The organism is Caproicibacter fermentans, assembly GCF_009746625.1.
Classification (GTDB): domain Bacteria; phylum Bacillota; class Clostridia; order Oscillospirales; family Acutalibacteraceae; genus Caproicibacter; species Caproicibacter fermentans.
In genome coordinates, this window is the sequence record NZ_VWXL01000081.1 from 1 (window position 1) to 16280 (window position 16280).

Sequence of the window (16280 nt, forward strand, 5' to 3'; positions counted from 1 at the left end):
GCTCAAATCTGTTATGCTCTAAGAGCTTTTTATTTTTTTTCACAACTAAATTTTAAAGCAAAAAGCCGGAGCTGCCAATACCTTTTCGTATGGTTGCTCCGACTTTTTTTTCGTGCCGTTTTGCAACACCCCCTTTCAGTTTTTATTTAGGAGACCGTTCCTAACGGTTGAAAATCTCTCTGTAAATTGTCGCGGGGCGCTGCGAAAATTGCCTGGGGTGCACCCGACTTTTCGCTTGAATGTGCGAATAAAATAGGGGGTGTTTTCCATGCCGACGGCGTTACCAATGTCGGCCACGCTGACGTTTGTCTGCAGCAACATGCGGCAAGCTTCCTGAACCCGTCGGTTAATAAGGTACTCGATGGGCGAAAGGCCGAAATTCGCTTTGAATTCCTTAGCAAGCCGGAATTTGTTCACGTGGATTTCTTCGGCGAACTGGCTTAAGCTAAGCCGCTCGGCGTACCGGTCATCGAGAATGTTCTTCAGCTGGTCAAGGTAGAACAGAACCGGACGCTTCCCGTAGGCGTAGTCTGCCTGAAGAAGGGCAATCAGCCGGTCCAGTACGGGAGAGTTGGCATCAGAACATGGCTGCGACCCTGCGAGAGTGTCGAGCAATTTTCTCACGTCGGAATCTGCCCGAGTATGGCAGAAAAAAGGAAGTCGGTTGGGAGTTCCGCTGATCAAAAAACCGGTGATACGGAGCGGATCGCTTTTCGACTGCAACAAGTAGGAAATGCCGAAACGCAGCAAAAAAAAGCTTCCTGGCACAGCGTTCCAGTTTCTTCCTTCCCGGCTTAGCTCTCCGGCCCCACTGCGGATGAAAAGAAGCAGAAATGACTTTTGCCGTGGTGCGTCGGGATAGATGGAACCTAAGACAACGCTGTCTACCCTCCCCAGCAGATGATACTCAGATTTTGCCGGTTCCTTCAATTCCCGGAGATGTTCCAAAACTAATCCCGCCCCTTTTAATGGATTTTCTTCTATTATATGTTGAAATAGGGAGAAAAAGAAAAGCTAAAAGCATTTAGCGTAAATGTTTTTAGCTTAATTTACTTAAATGGTCTTTTGGAATCACACAAACTAACAGTGATAATATCTATAATATTTCATAAATATTTTAACTATCCGGAGAAAAAGCAATAAAACGTCAAGATAATATTATTAAGACAAGATAATGCAGTGACAAATACAGGGTAAATTGTTATTATGTAATTGAAGTAATTAATTAATAAATTACTTCAATTCATTTTAAACTTGCTATTAGGGAGGTAACAATATGCAATTGAAAAGAGCCATCAGCGTCCTTTTGGCTTCAGCGATGATTGTGGCGATGACCGCATGTAGTGCGGGAGGCGGCAGTTCGGTGGAGACGGGCAGCAAATCTTCGACGGCTAATCTGCCGGCCTTTGATTCCCTTCATCTTGGTACCGATTATAAGAATATCAAAGCAAATCTGAAATTCCTTACTCACAAAACTGATCTGGTAAATACGACCTTCAAGGATTACGTCCAGCAGTTCCAAAAGCTTTACCCGAACATCAACATCACTTACGAGGGCATCACAGATTACGAGAAAGAGATGTCCAACCGCATCACCACGAAAGACTGGGGCGACATCTGCATGGTCCCCGCCTTTATCACCAACAAGGCGGACCTGCCGACCTACTTTATCCCACTCGGTGATCAGAAGACCCTCGCGAACACATATAACTACACCAATATGTGGATGTATCAGGGCAAGACTTACGGCATTGCTTCCAACGGCAACATTCAGGGCATGGTTTACAACAAGAAAGTCTATCAGAACGCCGGCATCATGACGCTACCGAAGACCCCGGATGAATTCCTCACGGATCTTCAGAAGATTAAAGATTTCTCCGGTGGAAAGGTAGTTCCGATGTATACAAACTTTGCGGCACAGTGGACCATGACGGCTTGGGACGCTTACATAGGCATTAACGCAACCGGTTCGCCGGACTACATGAACATCACGCTTCCGCATGAGAAAAACCCGTTCTCAAAGAAGAAAGATATGACCGGCCCCTACGCCGTGTATTACACCTTGTATGAAGCGACAAAGCGCCATTTGATTGAGGCCGACCCGACCACAACCGACTGGGAGGGAAGCAAGCCGATGATGAACAAGGGGCAGATCGGAACGATGGCGCTGGGCAGCTGGGCAATTAGCCAGGTCCAGACTGCGGGAAGCAACTCCGCCGACATCGGATATATGCCTTTCCCAATTACGGTGAACGGCAAGCAGTATGCCACGGTGGCTGGAGATTATAACTACGGCATCAATGTGACTTCCTCTAATGATAATAAAATTGCGGCGATGCTCTATGTCAAGTGGTTGGTGGAGAAATCGGGCTTTGCGGCTTCGAACGGTCTGATTTCTACCGTAAAAGACGACCCGCTTCCGACCATTTTGCAAGAATCCTTCAAGAATGTGACATTGCTGGAGGATACACCCGCAAAGGCTGGCGAGGAGGCTCTATACGGAAACATCAACACGGATTCCGAACTGTCTCTCAACAGCAACTATACGCATGTGGCGAAAATCGTGGAGGCTGCGGAAGGCGCCAGCGAATCTCTGGACGGCATTATGGACGACTGGAACAAAAAGTGGACGGCAGCTCAGCAGAAATACGGAGCATTGAAATAAATTCAGTTTTCTTCGATTTGATGAGCCAGTGCTAAGCACTGGCTCGATTTTTAAGGAGGTCACCATGAAAAAGGCAAATAGAACGGATGGACGCCAAAACGCTCTCCCTTTTTGGCAATGGGCCCGCGGCCTGCGTGGTCAGCAAATGCTGGTAACCATCACCTTCCTGCTGGTCCCGCTTTTACTGTTCTTTATATTTACCTGCCTTCCATTCCTGAAGATGGTTCAGTTCAGTTTTTTTGATATGCGGTATATTGGAAGCAGAACATTCGTCGGGCTGGATAACTACAAATCCGTTTTCACGCGGAGCGATATTCTCAGCTCGCTGAAGCTGGCACTTTACTATCTGGGCGCCTCCGTGATCCAGCTTGGCCTCGCCTTGCTTTTCGCGAGCGTGCTGAGCTTTAAAACGCGACTCGGCTCTTTCTTCAAGGGCACACTCTTCTTTCCGTATCTGGTCTGCGGAATCGCGATGGGCTTTATCTTTAAATTTTTCTTCACGCACGGCTTCGTCCTTGACACGGTGCTCACCGCCATCGGCGTGCCGCATGGAATCCTGCCCATGTGGCTCCTGAACACGAACATCAACAATTTCTCGTTGGCCGGGAGTTCCATTTGGCGCTACACAGGGCAAAATATGGTGTTGTTCATCGGAGCTATTATGTCCGTGGACCCGAATCTCTATGAGGCGGCGGAAATCGACGGCGCGAATGGAGTCAATAAGTTCTTCCATGTTATTCTCCCAAGCATCAAAACCATTGTTGTTCTGAACATTATCCTCTCCGTCTCCGGCTCCATCAGTGCCTTCGAGCCACCTTATGTTATTACGGGCGGATCATTCGGCACTGCAACCTATTTCGTTTTGATGGACCAGATCGCGCATCTGGACCAGAAGGTCGGTCTTGCGTCGGCCATGGCGATTGTCCTGCTTGGAATCATCATCGTCGTCACCGTTATACAGAGACTGGTCTTCCGCTTGTTCCTCGATGAAGACGAAAAAGGCATGACCTTCCGTGAGCGCCGCAGAAGCACGCGGCGGATTGCGGTAACGGCAAGCAGTAAAGGGGGAAAATAGTGATGGGTTTCAAAGGTCTCGACGGTGTCCATGTTACGAGAAAGGTAATTTGGACCGTATTAAAGTATTTTGTCCTCTGCCTGGGTGCTTTCGCATCGCTTCTCCCGCTCTACTCCTGCGTGGTCACTGCCTTCAAAACACCGGATGAGTATCGTAATACTAATGTGATGACCTTACCGAGTTCCTGGTTTAATTTTGATAATTTCAAGAAGGCATGGCAGCAGGCGTCCATGGGAAAAGCGTTTCTCAATTCCCTCATGATCCTTGTGGTGGTACTGATCGGTTCCATCCTGTTCAGTTCCATGCTTGCCTATGTGCTGAACCGCTTCAAATTTCGGGGGAACAGCTTCATTCGCAACCTGTTCCTCGTCTCCAGTCTAATTCCAGGTGTCGCAATGCAGGTTACTGTTTACCAGATCATGTATACGCTGCACCTGATCAACAGCCTGCCAGGCTATATGATTCTGATGATGGGCACGGACGTCATTTCCATCTATATTTTTCTCCAATTTTTTGACAATCTTCCCGTTTCCCTCGACGAGTCAGCCATTCTTGACGGCTGTACCTACTTCGGCGTGTATTTCAAAATACTATTGCCGTTGCTGAAACCGGCCGTCGTGACCTGCATGATTCTGAAAGGTGTGGCGACCTACAACGAATACTACATGGCCAGCCTTTACCTGCAGGACAAAAACAATCTAGGCGTGGTTTCCACCGCTCTGCTCATTTTCACTGGGCCAATCGGAAGTCAGTACAATTATATCTGCGCCGGCGTTGTCATCACCATGATCCCTGCACTGATCATCTTTATCTTCTTCCAGAAGCAGATTTACAGTGGTCTTACAAGCGGTTCTGTCAAGGGTTGACAATCCTATTTTCAGAATATTACCGGAAGGAATTTTATCATATGAGCGAAATTAAAATTATCGGCAGCGACATCCCAAACCTCCCATGGCAGGAACCCGAGGGAGAGGCTGCGGACCTACCCCTTTGGAGATACCAGGATAACCCCATCATTGGCCGGAACCCAATTCCGAATGTAGCCCGCATTTTCAACAGCAGCGTTCTTCCCTATGAGGACGGCTTTATCGGCGTATTCCGTGGGGACAAAACAAACGGAGTCCCCTCCATTTATCTGGGCCGCAGTAAGGACGCTTTCCATTGGAATTTTAACCGCGAGCCGATTCTGTTTACTGACGAAAAGGGAAATCCTTTTATGCCGCGCTACGCCTACGATCCACGCCTTGTTAAAATCGAAGATACCTATTACATCATGTGGTGCCAGGACTTTTACGGTGCGTCCATTGGGCTTGCGAAGACAAAGAATTTTAAGACCTTCACCCGACTGGAAAATCCGTTTTTGCCATTTAACCGCAACGCCGTTCTGTTTCCGCGAAAAATCAACGGGAATTACTTGATGCTATCCCGCCCGAGCGACAGTGGCCACACGCCTTTCGGTGACATTTTCGTCAGCGAGAGCCCGGATCTTGTATTTTGGGGCCGACACCGCCATGTGATGAGCCGCGGCAACGAGTGGTGGGAGTCCCTAAAAATCGGGGGAGGTGCTGCCCCGATTGAAACCAGCGAGGGATGGCTGCTCTTCTATCATGGCGTTTCCGGAACCTGTAATGGTTATGTCTACAGCATCGGGGCAGCGATTCTAGACCGCGACAATCCATCCGTTGTGAAATACCGCTGCCCGACCCACTTGCTTACACCGGAGGAGTGGTATGAAGAGCGTGGCTTCGTGCCGAATGTCACCTTTCCTTGCGCGGCTCTGGCAGACGCGACGACCGGACGCATCGCCGTGTACTACGGTTCCGCGGACAGCTACGTAAGCCTTGCGTTTGCTCGAGCAGAAGAACTGATTCACTACATTATACAAAACAGCGTGGTCACACAGGATGACACAGAGATTGGCCTACGGTGATCAATATGGCGACGAAAGCGAGGGGATTTTCCTTGTTGCAGGGCGAAGTAAGGCAAATGCTGACGGAAACTATAATCCCATTTTGGAAGAAACTTCGGGACGACGAAAACGGCGGTTATTACGGCTGGGTAGATTACGATCTTGGGGTCAGCAAAAAAGCCGTCAAGGGTTGCATCTTGAACAGTCGCATTCTGTGGTTTTTCTCCACCGGCTCCATGCTGCTGAAGCGGAGTGACCTCCGGGAGGAGGCAGACCATGCCTATGCCTTTTTGAAAAGTGCCTGCCTGGATCGCGAACACGGCGGTGTCTACTGGTCGGTGAATTACGACGGGGCGGTGGCGGATTCCACCAAGCATACCTATAACCAGGCGTTTGCTATTTACGCGCTCTCTGCATACCACCGCCTGACCGGCGACCCGGAGCCATTGGAGTTGGCCCGCGGAATCTACCGCCTGATCGAAGAAAAGTGCACCGACGAGGTGGGATACCTCGAGGCGTTCGACCGAGAATTCCGGCCGGTTTTGAATGAGAAACTCAGCGAGCACGGTCTGAATGCGGAAAAGACGATGAATACACTCCTTCACGTATTCGAGGGTTATTCCGGGCTTTATGAGGCTTCGCACGACGAGGCGGTGGGGAACGACATGCGTCGTATCCTCCACATCTTCGCCGAAAAGGTCTATAACCCGGAGAAAAAACGACAGGAGGTTTTTTTCGATCGGAATATGAATTCTCTAATCGACCTGCACTCCTACGGGCACGATATCGAGGCCTCGTGGCTAATGGACTGGGGTTGTGGCTTGTTGAAAGATCCGGAGCTTACAGGGAAAATTTCTACCATTAATTCTGAGTTGGCGGAAAGTATCTATCGGACAGCCTATCACAAACATTCGCTGTGGAGTGAAGCTGTGGACGGAGTCCCTGATAAGACGCGTGTGTGGTGGGTGCAGGCCGAAACGGTTCTCGGCTTTCTGAACGAGTATCAGAAACATCCGGAGCATCCGGAGTATTTCAAGGCCGTTACGGAGGCCTGGGACTACATCAAAACGAAGATGGCTGATCCACGACCCGGCTCGGAGTGGTTCTGGCAATTGGATGACGACGGCAATCCCGACCCGAACAAGCCGTTTGTAGAGCCTTGGAAGTGCCCCTATCACAACGGGCGCATGTGTTTTGAAATCATCAGGAGGAGCATCAATGCTGAATGCTGAATATTTCCGCCGCCTTCGACAGCAGGAAGAACTGCTGCTGAAACACAATCATCCGCAGGAGTTTTACAACGGGATCTTTACCCGGTGGTGCAACCCGGTGTTGACGCGCGAGCATATCCCGCTTTTATGGAAATATGATCTGGATGCGGAAACCAACCCATATTTCATGGAGCGTCTCGGGGCCAACTCGACGTTTAATTCCGGCGCGCTGGAGATGAACGACAAGTACTATCTAATCGCCCGCATCGAGGGGAACGACCGCAAATCCTTCTTTGGTGTGGCGGAGAGCGATTCCCCCGTGCAGGGTTTCCATTTTTGGGATTACCCAGTGCAGTTGCCGGACACGTGCCCGGATGAAGTGGACGTGTATGACATGCGTGTCACGAAGCACGAGGACGGCTGGATCTATGGTGTCTTCTGTTCCGAGAGCAAAGATAAATCCGTCGGTGACCTCTCCTCCGCCGTCGCGGCGGCAGGAATCGTCCGTACGAAGGACCTGAAAACCTGGGAGCGACTGAATAATCTGGTGACGAAGCAGTCAACCCAGCAGCGCAACGTCGTACTCCTTCCTAAGTTTGTCAATGGGAAGTACGCGTTTTTCACCCGCCCGATGGATGGATTTCTCAGCACCGGCTCGGGTGGCGGTATCGGGTTCGGCCTTTGTGACGACATCCGTCACGCTGTCGTTGATGAGGAAACCGTCACGAGTGCCCGTCGCTTTCACACAATCACCGAGGAAAAAAACGGCGCTGGCGCAACACCGATTTACACAGAAAAGGGTTGGCTCCACATTGCGCACGGTGTGCGCAACACGGCCGCCGGTTTACGCTATGTGATCTATGCGTTTGCGACGGACCGGGACGAACCGTGGAGGGTGGTCGCAGAGCCGGGCGGATACCTGATTGCCCCGTTCGGAGAAGAGCGCGTCGGGGACGTCTCGAATGTCGTCTTTACTAACGGAGCTATCGCCCGTGACAACGGAGAAGTCTATATCTACTATGCCTCCGCGGATACCCGCCTGCATGTGGCCTCCACTACGATCGACCGCTTGCTGGACTATGTGTTCCATACGCCGAAGGACGCGCTTCGCTCGCCGGACTGTGTCAAACAGCGCTGCAAACTAATTTCCCGTAACCTTGAACTTCTTAAGCAGGAGCAGAAATTCTAATTTTGTGTAGCGGCAGGAAGGAGAAACTGTTCTTGGAAACTATCTTTGGTGTTACGTTCGCCCCCTTTGCCCATCGTGGAACCTTTCGGAACCCATCGGTACAGGAGAGTCTGCGTAAAATGAAGGAACGTACCGGGGCCACCCACATCATTTTGGTCCCGTGCGGTCTGCAAAAGACGCCGCAGTCGGAGAACATCGACTTTACCGGGGAAGGTACGGTCTCCGATGAGGAACTATCTGAGCTGATCGTTTACGCGCAATCCCTGGGCCTTCGGGTGATCTTAAAGCCGACGGTCAACTGTGAAAACGGCGTTTGGCGTGCGCACATCAACTTTTTTGACAACGAAGTCCCCGGCGAACCAAAATGGAGTAACTGGTTTGCCTCTCATGAAAGGTTTCAGCTTCACTATGCGGAATTGGCAGAAAAGATCGGCTGTACAATGTTTATTACCGGCTGTGAGATGGTGATGGCCCAACGCCGAGAAATGGAATGGCGTAACCTTATTGGCAAGGTCAAGTCGGTGTTCTCCGGTCCTGTGTCGTACAATACCGACAAGTATCAGGAGGAGAACGTCACGTGGTGGGACTGTGTAGACGTCATTTCCTCCAGTGGCTACTACCCTTTCGGCTCGTGGAAGGAGCAGCTTGCCCGTATTCGGAAAGTCGTGGAACATTACAAAAAACCGTTTTTCTTTGCGGAAACTGGGTGTATGTCTGTGCACGGTTCGGGGGGTACTCCAAACGACTGGTCTCTGGCTGGCCCAGCGGACCCGGAGGAACAGGGGTGCTGGTATCGCGAGATGTTCCGCGAGACGCTTCGCTGCCCGTGGATTCGTGGCTGGGGCCTTTGGGACTGGCCTGCGTATCCTTGTGCGGATGAAAAGGCGGTTACAGATGGAAGCTACCAGTTCTGTGGAAAACCTGCGGAGGCTGCTGTACGGGAAGTCTACAGAGCAAAATAGAAGCAGTAAGGGACCATGGTCAATCGGATAGGCAATTAAATGAGCGGTGTTCCAATAAGAACATAAAAATGCAGAAAAATGGGTATATCCCAAATTCTATGTAAAGTTCAAACTCTGGCGTAAAATGGAGCAAAAATAAGTGTGGCGGCAGCGGCTTAGTCCGATGCTGCCATATCTGCAATATAACAGCAGGCACATGGGAGTCAAGGGCGGTAAAGCCATTTTTTACTCTTGACGTCCTGTGCAAATGATGTTAATCGAGCATCCGATCAGCAAAGAACACAGCTAACTGTGCGTGGATAATGCTCCAGTCTTGCCTTCGACCGGTCCATTTTTTCGTGATGTCGATCATCGCGAGATACAGCATTTTCAGCAGACTGTTGTCCGTTGGAAAAACCGACTTTGCCTTCGTCACCTTACGGAGCTGGCGATTGAAACCCTCAATGGCGTTTGTTGTGTAAATCAGTCGGCGTACTTCCTGAGGATACTTGAAATATGGACTCAGATTCGGCCAGTTTTCCTGCCAGGAGGCGCAATCTTGGGATACTTCTTGTCCCAGCGCCGGAAAAAACATTCAGGGCTTCCAGAGCGGATGGTTCATCTACGGCGGCATAGACTGCCTTCAAATCAACCATCAGCGCTTTCAGGTCTTTGTAGGAGACATATTTCGTAGAATTGCGGATCTGGTGAATCACGCAGCTGGTTCCGCTTTTAATATCAAATGCCTAGGAAAGTTTAAAAATCAGGTTGCTGTGTGGTACATGAAAGTCGTACATACCAATGGCTTCCGACCACCGGCACCATTTTAAAGACTCCTCAGATCCGTTTTTTTAGCGGATTTGGGGATTCTTTTTATTTTCGCTGGGATTTTTATTACATGGGCCAATTGATTTAAAACTTTGCGATGAATCAGATGCATGAGAAGCTGTCGGAAAAACATTCAGGATTGCGTTGGCGGAGGAAACCTTTGAATTAAAACTCAGGTGCGTATAAATATTGCTGGTTGTACTGATGTCACTGTGTCCCAACCACTCCTGCATCTCTTTGAGGCTCACTCCGTGAGCAAACAGCAGGCTTGCGCAACTGTGCCGAAGATCGTGAAAACGAATCTTACGCAGGTGATTGTGTTCCAAAACGAGAGGGAAATGCGATGAAATGTAATTCGGCTTGATCCGTTCTCCTATCTCATTCACATAAATGTAGTCCAGGTATTTTTTGCAGTACGAGTTGCCACATAGCCTTCGATTTTCTTCCTGCCGTTGTTTCAAATCAAGAAGCACTTTCTCAAAAGGAGCAACAAGCGGGAGCGTTCTGCAACTGGATTTCGTTTTGGTTCGGTCGCGTGCCACTGTTAATTCTTTACCGTCAATACACACCTGCGTGACAGTATGACGAATTGTAAAGGTTTTTTGAAAGAAATCAATGGAGTCCCATTTCAGCCCTACAATTTCGCTCCTGCACAAGCCGTAGAATGCGCCTAACAATACCGCCAGTTCAATCGGTGTCCCTTTTACAACCTGAAAAAGTCTTTCCAATTCCTCTTCGTTATAGATACTTCCTTCGAAAGGCTGCTTCTTAGGGCGCTGAACACGGTCGGCGGGATTGGAAGGAATCAAGCCTGTTATGAACGCATACTGCAAGGCTTTCCGGACATTGGCATGATGGTGAATAACCGTGTTAGCCGAAATCCCATCAACATTCAACTCATGTTGATAAAATTCCTGAATATCCTTTGGCGCTACATCGCGAAGCAGAAGTTTTTTGCCTTAAAAGTAGGGAACAATTCTGCTTTTGATTGAATAACTGTGTTTGTCAACCAGAAAGTAGACCGGGCGCTGACTTAAAAGTATACCACCTACCGCCAACCAGAAAGTAGGCCACCTGTTTAAGAATGATGTGCCTTCAGGGTCTGGTCGAGACGGTAGGAATCGCCGTTCATGTCGAGGACGTAAGACTAAGTACGAAGTGTTTAATCTTGCAATTCAATATGGACTGTTTCATATTAAACCAGTTGAGATTCCGTTTGAAGGCGTATCTCTTCCGGGGCATTTTTATTATGCCGATACAGGGAAAGCAGCTCCCACCATCATAGCAATATCGGGCAACGATGGGACAAAAGAGGAACTATATGCAATTGGAATCGGCGCCATCAAGCGCGGAATGAATTGCCTTGCTTTTGATGGGCCGGGTCAGGGTGAAACAATTCGCCAACGCAATATCCCGTTTCGATATGATTATGAAACAGCGGTTTCTCTGGCAGTTGATTTTGCCCTTCACGACCCTTCCGTCGATCCTGATAAAATTATCCTTTGGGGCGAAAGCCTCGGCGGTTATTTTGCGCCTCGGGCAGCCGCTTTTGAGAACAGGATATCCGCGTGTGTGGCAAACGGCGGTTTATACGACTGCCTGAGTTTGAATCCGGAAAAACGTGATTCTATTCTTCAAGGCATACGGAAACATGCGGCAGTTTTCAATCGTTTGGCTCGGTTATTCATGAAAATGAGTGTCGCCTTTGATTGGAGATGCAGGCACGGCTTTTTGACGTTTGGCGTTGATACTCCGTCTGAATATATGCTGAAATACGAGCCATTTTATCTAAAAGGTGGTTACCTCAAAAATAACATGCCCAGTTCTTGTGATTGGTAACGAAGATGATAAAAAGAATTGGCGCAATCAGGCGGTTCTTCTATACGATGCCTTAAAATGTCCAAAAGAATATATGTATTTTACCAATAAGGAAGGTGCGGGTGCGCATTGTCAGGCAGGGTGCCGAGTTTATGCGAATGACCGGATATTTAACTGGATTGAAAAGATTCTGGTTCGTAAAGAGGAAAAATAATTGCTTGTATCCCCCGGTTCTTTATTTTAAAATAATAGGTGGAGTGATATAAGTGAAACAGGATCAATCCATTCATGAGCCCAAGCAAAAAAGAAGCGCGCTGACTCGGGAAAAAATTGTAGATACTTCGCGGGAACTGTTTTGTAAAAAGGGCTACTACCAAGTCAGTACGAATGAAATTGCACGCGCAGCCAATATCTCAATCGGTAACCTCTATTTTTATTTTCCGAACAAAGAAACGATTTTCCTGGAAATTCTGGATCGATACCATCAGTCCTTTCTGAAGATTCATGAGGGCTTTTTACGCGACGCTGAAAATTCGAGCAAAGACCTCAAGCATTTCCTGCGCGGATTGATGGAAATGATCATAAAAAATCATGAGAATTCACGCGAACTTAACCGGGAGATTCAAATTTTAAGTCTTTCAGATCCTGCTGTTGCAGCTTTATTGGAAAAACAGCAGGAACAAACAGAAGTCACGGTATTTCGTTACTTTGAAAAATACAGAGACCAATTGCAGGTACAAGACCTTGAGGCGGCTGCGGCAATTACCTTTTCATTGATTAACTCGGTCGTCGACCAGATTGCCTTTTCAAAAAACAAAATTAACCGTAAGAGGCTACTTACAGAAACTGTTAATGCCGTAGAAATTTATCTTCTAGGAAAATAATCAAAATGAAGGAGAAGAACTTTTATTTCGATAGCGAGATGAAAGTCACAAATTAAGCAAAATGGGAAACTGATGTACTGTGTCAGCTTCCCATTGCTTTTTTCATCGTCTATAACTACGACGTTGGGTACTCACGAAGCGCCCACACGCAGCGGAACGTGTTGCCACAGATAAAATGGTCGGTCTGGAATTTGATCACCGAAGGTGAGATTATCCAGTGCCTGCCTTTGTGCAGCCATTTTTTTAAATTGATTTTGCAAAATAATTGATCTGTTTTTTCCGCATTACAGAGAGAATTTCGCAGCAGCGAAAAGCATCGTTTTCATGGTTCGGCAGACTCTTCTTGAATATACGAAAATTTTGTATACAACGAAAAAATTGAATTGCCATCCTGTTTTAACGTACTCCAACGTACGAAATAAAATATTTTGTTATTTAAAAAGTCTTGATTAAAAACATTTAAAGTGACAAATTTAGATGGTAATCTTACAATAATTTAAAAATAATGCACAAAAACAGCGTCCTTTTTTCTGTTCTTTGTCAATAGATATTTTTTTAAGCTCATGCTAGAATGTCATCAATGTACGAAATTTCGTACATTTAATGACCTTTCAAATTGATACCCTGTGGAAAGGAGGAAAAGAGTTTGCTGCCTGGAAAGCTGATGCAAAAAGTTGGCATCATCGTACAAATCCTTGCCGGCAGGTTCATTTCCGTGCAGATCGGCGAACGCATTCCCACGGTGGAAGAGTTTACCCGGGAATACGAGGTTTCAAGAGGAACTATTCAAACGGCGCTGACGCTTCTGCAGGAAGACCGTGCGATATCCTTTCAGCCTCGGGGACACATGGGAACCTTTGTAAAAGCGATCAATCGGCCGAAGCTTCTGGAGCTTTCCGGAATTAAAACTGTGGTGGGCGTCATGCCGCTCCCCTACTCCAAAAAGTATGAGGGGCTGGCGACCGGTCTGTATACCGCGCTGCAGGAAAAGGGTCTGAGTGCGGCGCTGGCCTTCATGCACGGTTCCAATTACCGGCTAAACGGTCTTCTGGAGGATCGTTATGATTTTGCGGTAATGTCCTTTTTGACGGCAAAATATTACATTGACAGGGGAGAGCCGATAGAAATTCTGGAAAACTTCGGCCGGTACACCTATGTCGGAAAGCATGTCCTGCTGCTGCGGGATGACTTTCAGGGGGATTACGAAAACTGCCGTGTGGGAATCGACCATTCCTCGGTGGACCAGAAGACTCTGACACAACAGTTCTTCGCGGAAAAAAATGTGGAATATGTTCCGCTGATCTACAGCCAGATCGTTCCGTTTCTTTCCATTGGGAAAATAGATGCCGCTGTATGGAATCTCGACGACATCGACCTCGCGGGGAATCATTTACGTTATGAGCCCCTGGACGAAAAAGGGATCAACATTGTCGATACGGAGGCGGTTCTTGTCTGTAAAAAAGATAATCTGAGGATTTCACAAATTATCCAGGAGCTTCTGGAGAAGGACCGTGTCCTGGAGATTCAGAAGGACGTCATTGACGGGAAAGTACTGCCAAAATACTGAACAAAGGATTTGTAGCGATGGATATTATGGATCGGATCAACCTGATGAAAGAATGCTCGCTCGTTGACGATGCGGCATACGCCGACCTTGTAAGCATTGTGAAAGTATTTCGGGAAGATTTTCGGTTTGACCTGACCGAAGAAAACGGCGGTGTCATGATTACCCATATCGGCGCGGCGATCAAGCGCCTGAAAGCCGGCGAAAAAGTTAATCCTCTGGACCGGGAGGTTCTGAGCCAGGCAGCGGAAGAGTCGGTCTACCCCACCGCACAGAAGATTCTGGACAGAATCCGGGAAAAGATTGCAAGAAGGCTTCCCTCTGCGGAAGAGGAGTTTCTGCTGGTGCATATCTGCAACACCCTCGAAACCAATCCCAACGGTTCCAACTAACAAAAAGAAAGGATGGTCAGAATGAAAATCGCGATTGGCGGCCTCAGTAAAAACGTGGTGGCAGCCGCAGTGGAAAAGGCTTCCGGAGGGAAGATTGAAACAGTTGTCACAACAGACATCGGCGCGGTATCCCTGCTTAAGAAAAAGGAGGTGGATTATTACTTCGGCGCGTGCGAAAGCGGCGGCGGCGCGGCCATTTCGATTCTGATCGGAATGATCGGCTACTCCAATTGCTGCACGGTCACGAAAAACGGACAAACTGTGAAAAAGGAAAACGTTGAGAAGTTTGTCAACGAGGGTAAAATCGCGTTTGGGATGTCTGTGGAAAGCATTGAAAAAACGGTGCCGTTATTAGTCGAAGCTCTGCTTGAGAAAAACGCAAACTGAGAGGTATAAGATTAAGGAGGAAGCATTATGACGGGAGATTTATCCGTACTCAATTATGCAGTAGTCATTGTTCTATGTGCTTTTACAGCTTTCCTTTCCCACATGGGCATGGCGGTGTTCCACGACGGCCTGCGGCCCGTTGTCCCGGAATACATTGAAGGCAGGATGAAACGCTCCGAACTTGGAACCATCGCCTTTGGCCTCAGTGTTGGCTTCATAGCATCCGTCGGTATCGCGCACACGGTCGCAACCGGTCTTTTGAACCCGTGGCTGTTGTTCCTGACCACGGACATTCTGGGCGTAATCTCCCCCAAAAAGTGGGTGGCCCCCATTCTGGGCGGCATCTGGGGCGCCCTGACACTTTCGGCGCTCGGCCTGATTAATACCGTGCTGACCGGCCTTCCGGTGAATTTCATCGGAGCCATGGGTGAAATCAGCAACCCGGTGGTCTCCTGCTTTGCGCTGTTCCCGCTGGTCGCGATTTTCATGCAATTCCATGCGAAAAAGGGAATTGCCGCAACAATCGTCACCTTTGCGATCCGCATTTTGCTGGTTCGGTTCACCACTCTTTCGGCAGACGCCATGGAAATGTTTGTCGGCATCGTTTTCCTGGTGGCCTTTGCCGTGGCGGAAGACAGAAAACGCGGCAAAACCATGGATGAAGATGAACAAAACGTTTTCTCCGAGCGTACCGCACGCATCCGCAAGAACGTTGTATTCCTGATGATCGGCGGAGCGCTCATCGCTGTGGCATGTAACATTCACGTTTTCGGTGGGTCCGAGGTTTCCATCTACACCCTGGCAAAAGCATATACATCGACCGACGCCGCAACCGCTTCCGGGCTGATTCATCAGGCCGCCCTCGCGGAGTTCATGAGGGCTCTCGGCTTTATTCCGCTGATTGCGACGACCGCTATTACAACAGGTGTCTACGGCGTGGCCGGCTTTACCTTCGTCTACTGCGTCGGCTATCTGATGCCGAATCCGGTTTTTGCCGCGATCGGCGGTGCGGCGGTCATCCTTGTGGAAGTTCTGCTACTGGGTCTGGTCGGCAAATTCCTCGGTAAATTCCCGTCTATCCGCGACGCTTCCGACAACATCCGTACGGCAATGACAACTGTGATGGAATTTGCCCTGATTATCGGCTCCATCAACGCAGTGGTTAAAATGGGCGGCTACACCGGATTCTTTATCGCTGCCATGATCTATTTCATCAACGAAATGACGGGCAAGCGCATCATGAAGATGGCGATCGGCCCGGTTGCGGCGATTGCAACCGGCGTAATTTTGAACATTCTCTATTACGTAGGGCTGTTTGTCCCAGTAAAATAAAGCGGGTCTTATTTCGGAATATCCAGCAGAACCGGCCTGGGCGGAACCGCGGGATTCCCCGCTGTTTCGCCGGGTTGTGTTGCAG

At 48.7% G+C, this 16280-nt stretch carries 15 protein-coding genes and 1 pseudogene; 13 read left to right on the forward strand and 3 right to left on the reverse strand.

Features of this window, described 5'->3' with window-relative positions:
• Positions 1-135 precede the first annotated feature (135 nt).
• Positions 136-930, reverse strand: a complete 795-nt coding sequence (locus tag CAFE_RS13835; RefSeq protein WP_166525147.1) for a helix-turn-helix transcriptional regulator — start codon at positions 928-930, stop codon at positions 136-138.
• Positions 931-1276: 346 nt separating this feature from the next.
• Between CAFE_RS13835 and CAFE_RS13840 the strand changes: the two genes are divergently transcribed.
• The 7 genes from CAFE_RS13840 (at position 1277) to CAFE_RS13870 (ending at position 9011) form a co-directional block, all read left to right on the forward strand.
• Positions 1277-2665, forward strand: coding sequence for an ABC transporter substrate-binding protein (locus CAFE_RS13840; protein ID WP_156990969.1), 1389 nt, complete (start codon positions 1277-1279; stop codon positions 2663-2665).
• Positions 2666-2729: 64 nt separating this feature from the next.
• Positions 2730-3740 (forward strand): carbohydrate ABC transporter permease, encoded by a 1011-nt coding sequence (locus CAFE_RS13845; RefSeq protein WP_156990970.1) that lies wholly within the window; start codon positions 2730-2732, stop codon positions 3738-3740.
• Between the two features lie 2 nt (positions 3741-3742).
• Positions 3743-4606 carry a carbohydrate ABC transporter permease gene (locus tag CAFE_RS13850; protein ID WP_156990971.1) on the forward strand — a complete coding sequence of 288 codons (864 nt, stop codon included), beginning with the start codon at positions 3743-3745 and terminating at the stop codon, positions 4604-4606.
• 41 nt (positions 4607-4647) lie between these two features.
• Positions 4648-5670, forward strand: coding sequence for a glycoside hydrolase family 130 protein (locus CAFE_RS13855; protein WP_156990972.1), 1023 nt, complete (start codon positions 4648-4650; stop codon positions 5668-5670).
• A 56-nt stretch (positions 5671-5726) separates the two neighbouring features.
• Positions 5727-6881: an AGE family epimerase/isomerase gene (locus tag CAFE_RS13860; RefSeq protein WP_233452824.1), complete on the forward strand. Its 1155-nt coding sequence runs from the start codon at positions 5727-5729 to the stop codon at positions 6879-6881.
• A complete protein-coding gene (locus tag CAFE_RS13865; RefSeq protein WP_156990974.1) occupies positions 6868-8049 on the forward strand; it encodes a glycoside hydrolase family 130 protein in 1182 nt (393 codons plus the stop codon). Before CAFE_RS13860 ends, CAFE_RS13865 begins: the two co-directional genes overlap by 14 nt.
• 32 nt (positions 8050-8081) lie before the next feature.
• On the forward strand, positions 8082-9011 hold the full coding sequence (locus CAFE_RS13870; RefSeq protein WP_207708890.1) for a glycoside hydrolase family 113: 930 nt from the start codon (positions 8082-8084) through the stop codon (positions 9009-9011).
• A 253-nt stretch (positions 9012-9264) separates the two neighbouring features.
• Here CAFE_RS13870 and CAFE_RS13875 read toward each other — a convergent pair.
• Together CAFE_RS13875 and CAFE_RS13880 are read right to left on the reverse strand one after the other, a co-directional pair.
• Positions 9265-9706 (reverse strand): annotated as a pseudogene (locus CAFE_RS13875) (transposase).
• 135 nt (positions 9707-9841) lie between these two features.
• The gene (locus tag CAFE_RS13880) at positions 9842-10714 is read right to left on the reverse strand and encodes a tyrosine-type recombinase/integrase (RefSeq protein ID WP_066643082.1); all 873 of its coding nucleotides are present in this window, start codon (positions 10712-10714) and stop codon (positions 9842-9844) included.
• 262 nt (positions 10715-10976) lie between these two features.
• Here CAFE_RS13880 and CAFE_RS20140 point away from each other — a divergent pair, with 262 nt between their 5' ends.
• From CAFE_RS20140 to CAFE_RS13910, 6 genes are all read left to right on the forward strand, one after another.
• Positions 10977-11657 (forward strand): alpha/beta hydrolase family protein, encoded by a 681-nt coding sequence (locus CAFE_RS20140; protein ID WP_330594015.1) that lies wholly within the window; start codon positions 10977-10979, stop codon positions 11655-11657.
• A gap of 245 nt (positions 11658-11902) precedes the next feature.
• The gene (locus CAFE_RS13890; protein WP_066643080.1) at positions 11903-12520 is read left to right on the forward strand and encodes a TetR/AcrR family transcriptional regulator; all 618 of its coding nucleotides are present in this window, start codon (positions 11903-11905) and stop codon (positions 12518-12520) included.
• 646 nt (positions 12521-13166) lie between these two features.
• Positions 13167-14087 (forward strand): GntR family transcriptional regulator YhfZ, encoded by a 921-nt coding sequence (gene yhfZ / locus CAFE_RS13895; protein WP_083209928.1) that lies wholly within the window; start codon positions 13167-13169, stop codon positions 14085-14087.
• A 17-nt stretch (positions 14088-14104) separates the two neighbouring features.
• Entirely contained in the window at positions 14105-14476 is a 372-nt protein-coding gene (locus tag CAFE_RS13900; RefSeq protein ID WP_066643078.1) for a PRD domain-containing protein, read from the forward strand.
• 21 nt (positions 14477-14497) lie between these two features.
• Positions 14498-14863 carry a DUF2620 family protein gene (locus CAFE_RS13905; protein WP_066643076.1) on the forward strand — a complete coding sequence of 122 codons (366 nt, stop codon included), beginning with the start codon at positions 14498-14500 and terminating at the stop codon, positions 14861-14863.
• Between the two features lie 27 nt (positions 14864-14890).
• The gene (locus CAFE_RS13910; RefSeq protein WP_066643073.1) at positions 14891-16195 is read left to right on the forward strand and encodes a YhfT family protein; all 1305 of its coding nucleotides are present in this window, start codon (positions 14891-14893) and stop codon (positions 16193-16195) included.
• Positions 16196-16280: the final 85 nt, after the last annotated feature.

Bases quoted from the DNA above. Each gene is read 5' to 3' on its own strand.
- CAFE_RS13840 (WP_156990969.1), top strand. From the start codon at position 1,277: ATGCAATTGAAAAGAGCCATCAGCGTCCTTTTGGCTTCAGCGATGATT.
- CAFE_RS13845 (WP_156990970.1), top strand. From the start codon at position 2,730: ATGAAAAAGGCAAATAGAACGGATGGACGCCAAAACGCTCTCCCTTTT.
- CAFE_RS13850 (WP_156990971.1), top strand. From the start codon at position 3,743: ATGGGTTTCAAAGGTCTCGACGGTGTCCATGTTACGAGAAAGGTAATT.
- CAFE_RS13855 (WP_156990972.1), top strand. From the start codon at position 4,648: ATGAGCGAAATTAAAATTATCGGCAGCGACATCCCAAACCTCCCATGG.
- CAFE_RS13860 (WP_233452824.1), top strand. From the start codon at position 5,727: ATGCTGACGGAAACTATAATCCCATTTTGGAAGAAACTTCGGGACGAC.
- CAFE_RS13865 (WP_156990974.1), top strand. From the start codon at position 6,868: ATGCTGAATGCTGAATATTTCCGCCGCCTTCGACAGCAGGAAGAACTG.
- CAFE_RS13900 (WP_066643078.1), top strand. From the start codon at position 14,105: ATGGATATTATGGATCGGATCAACCTGATGAAAGAATGCTCGCTCGTT.
- CAFE_RS13905 (WP_066643076.1), top strand. From the start codon at position 14,498: ATGAAAATCGCGATTGGCGGCCTCAGTAAAAACGTGGTGGCAGCCGCA.
- CAFE_RS13910 (WP_066643073.1), top strand. From the start codon at position 14,891: ATGACGGGAGATTTATCCGTACTCAATTATGCAGTAGTCATTGTTCTA.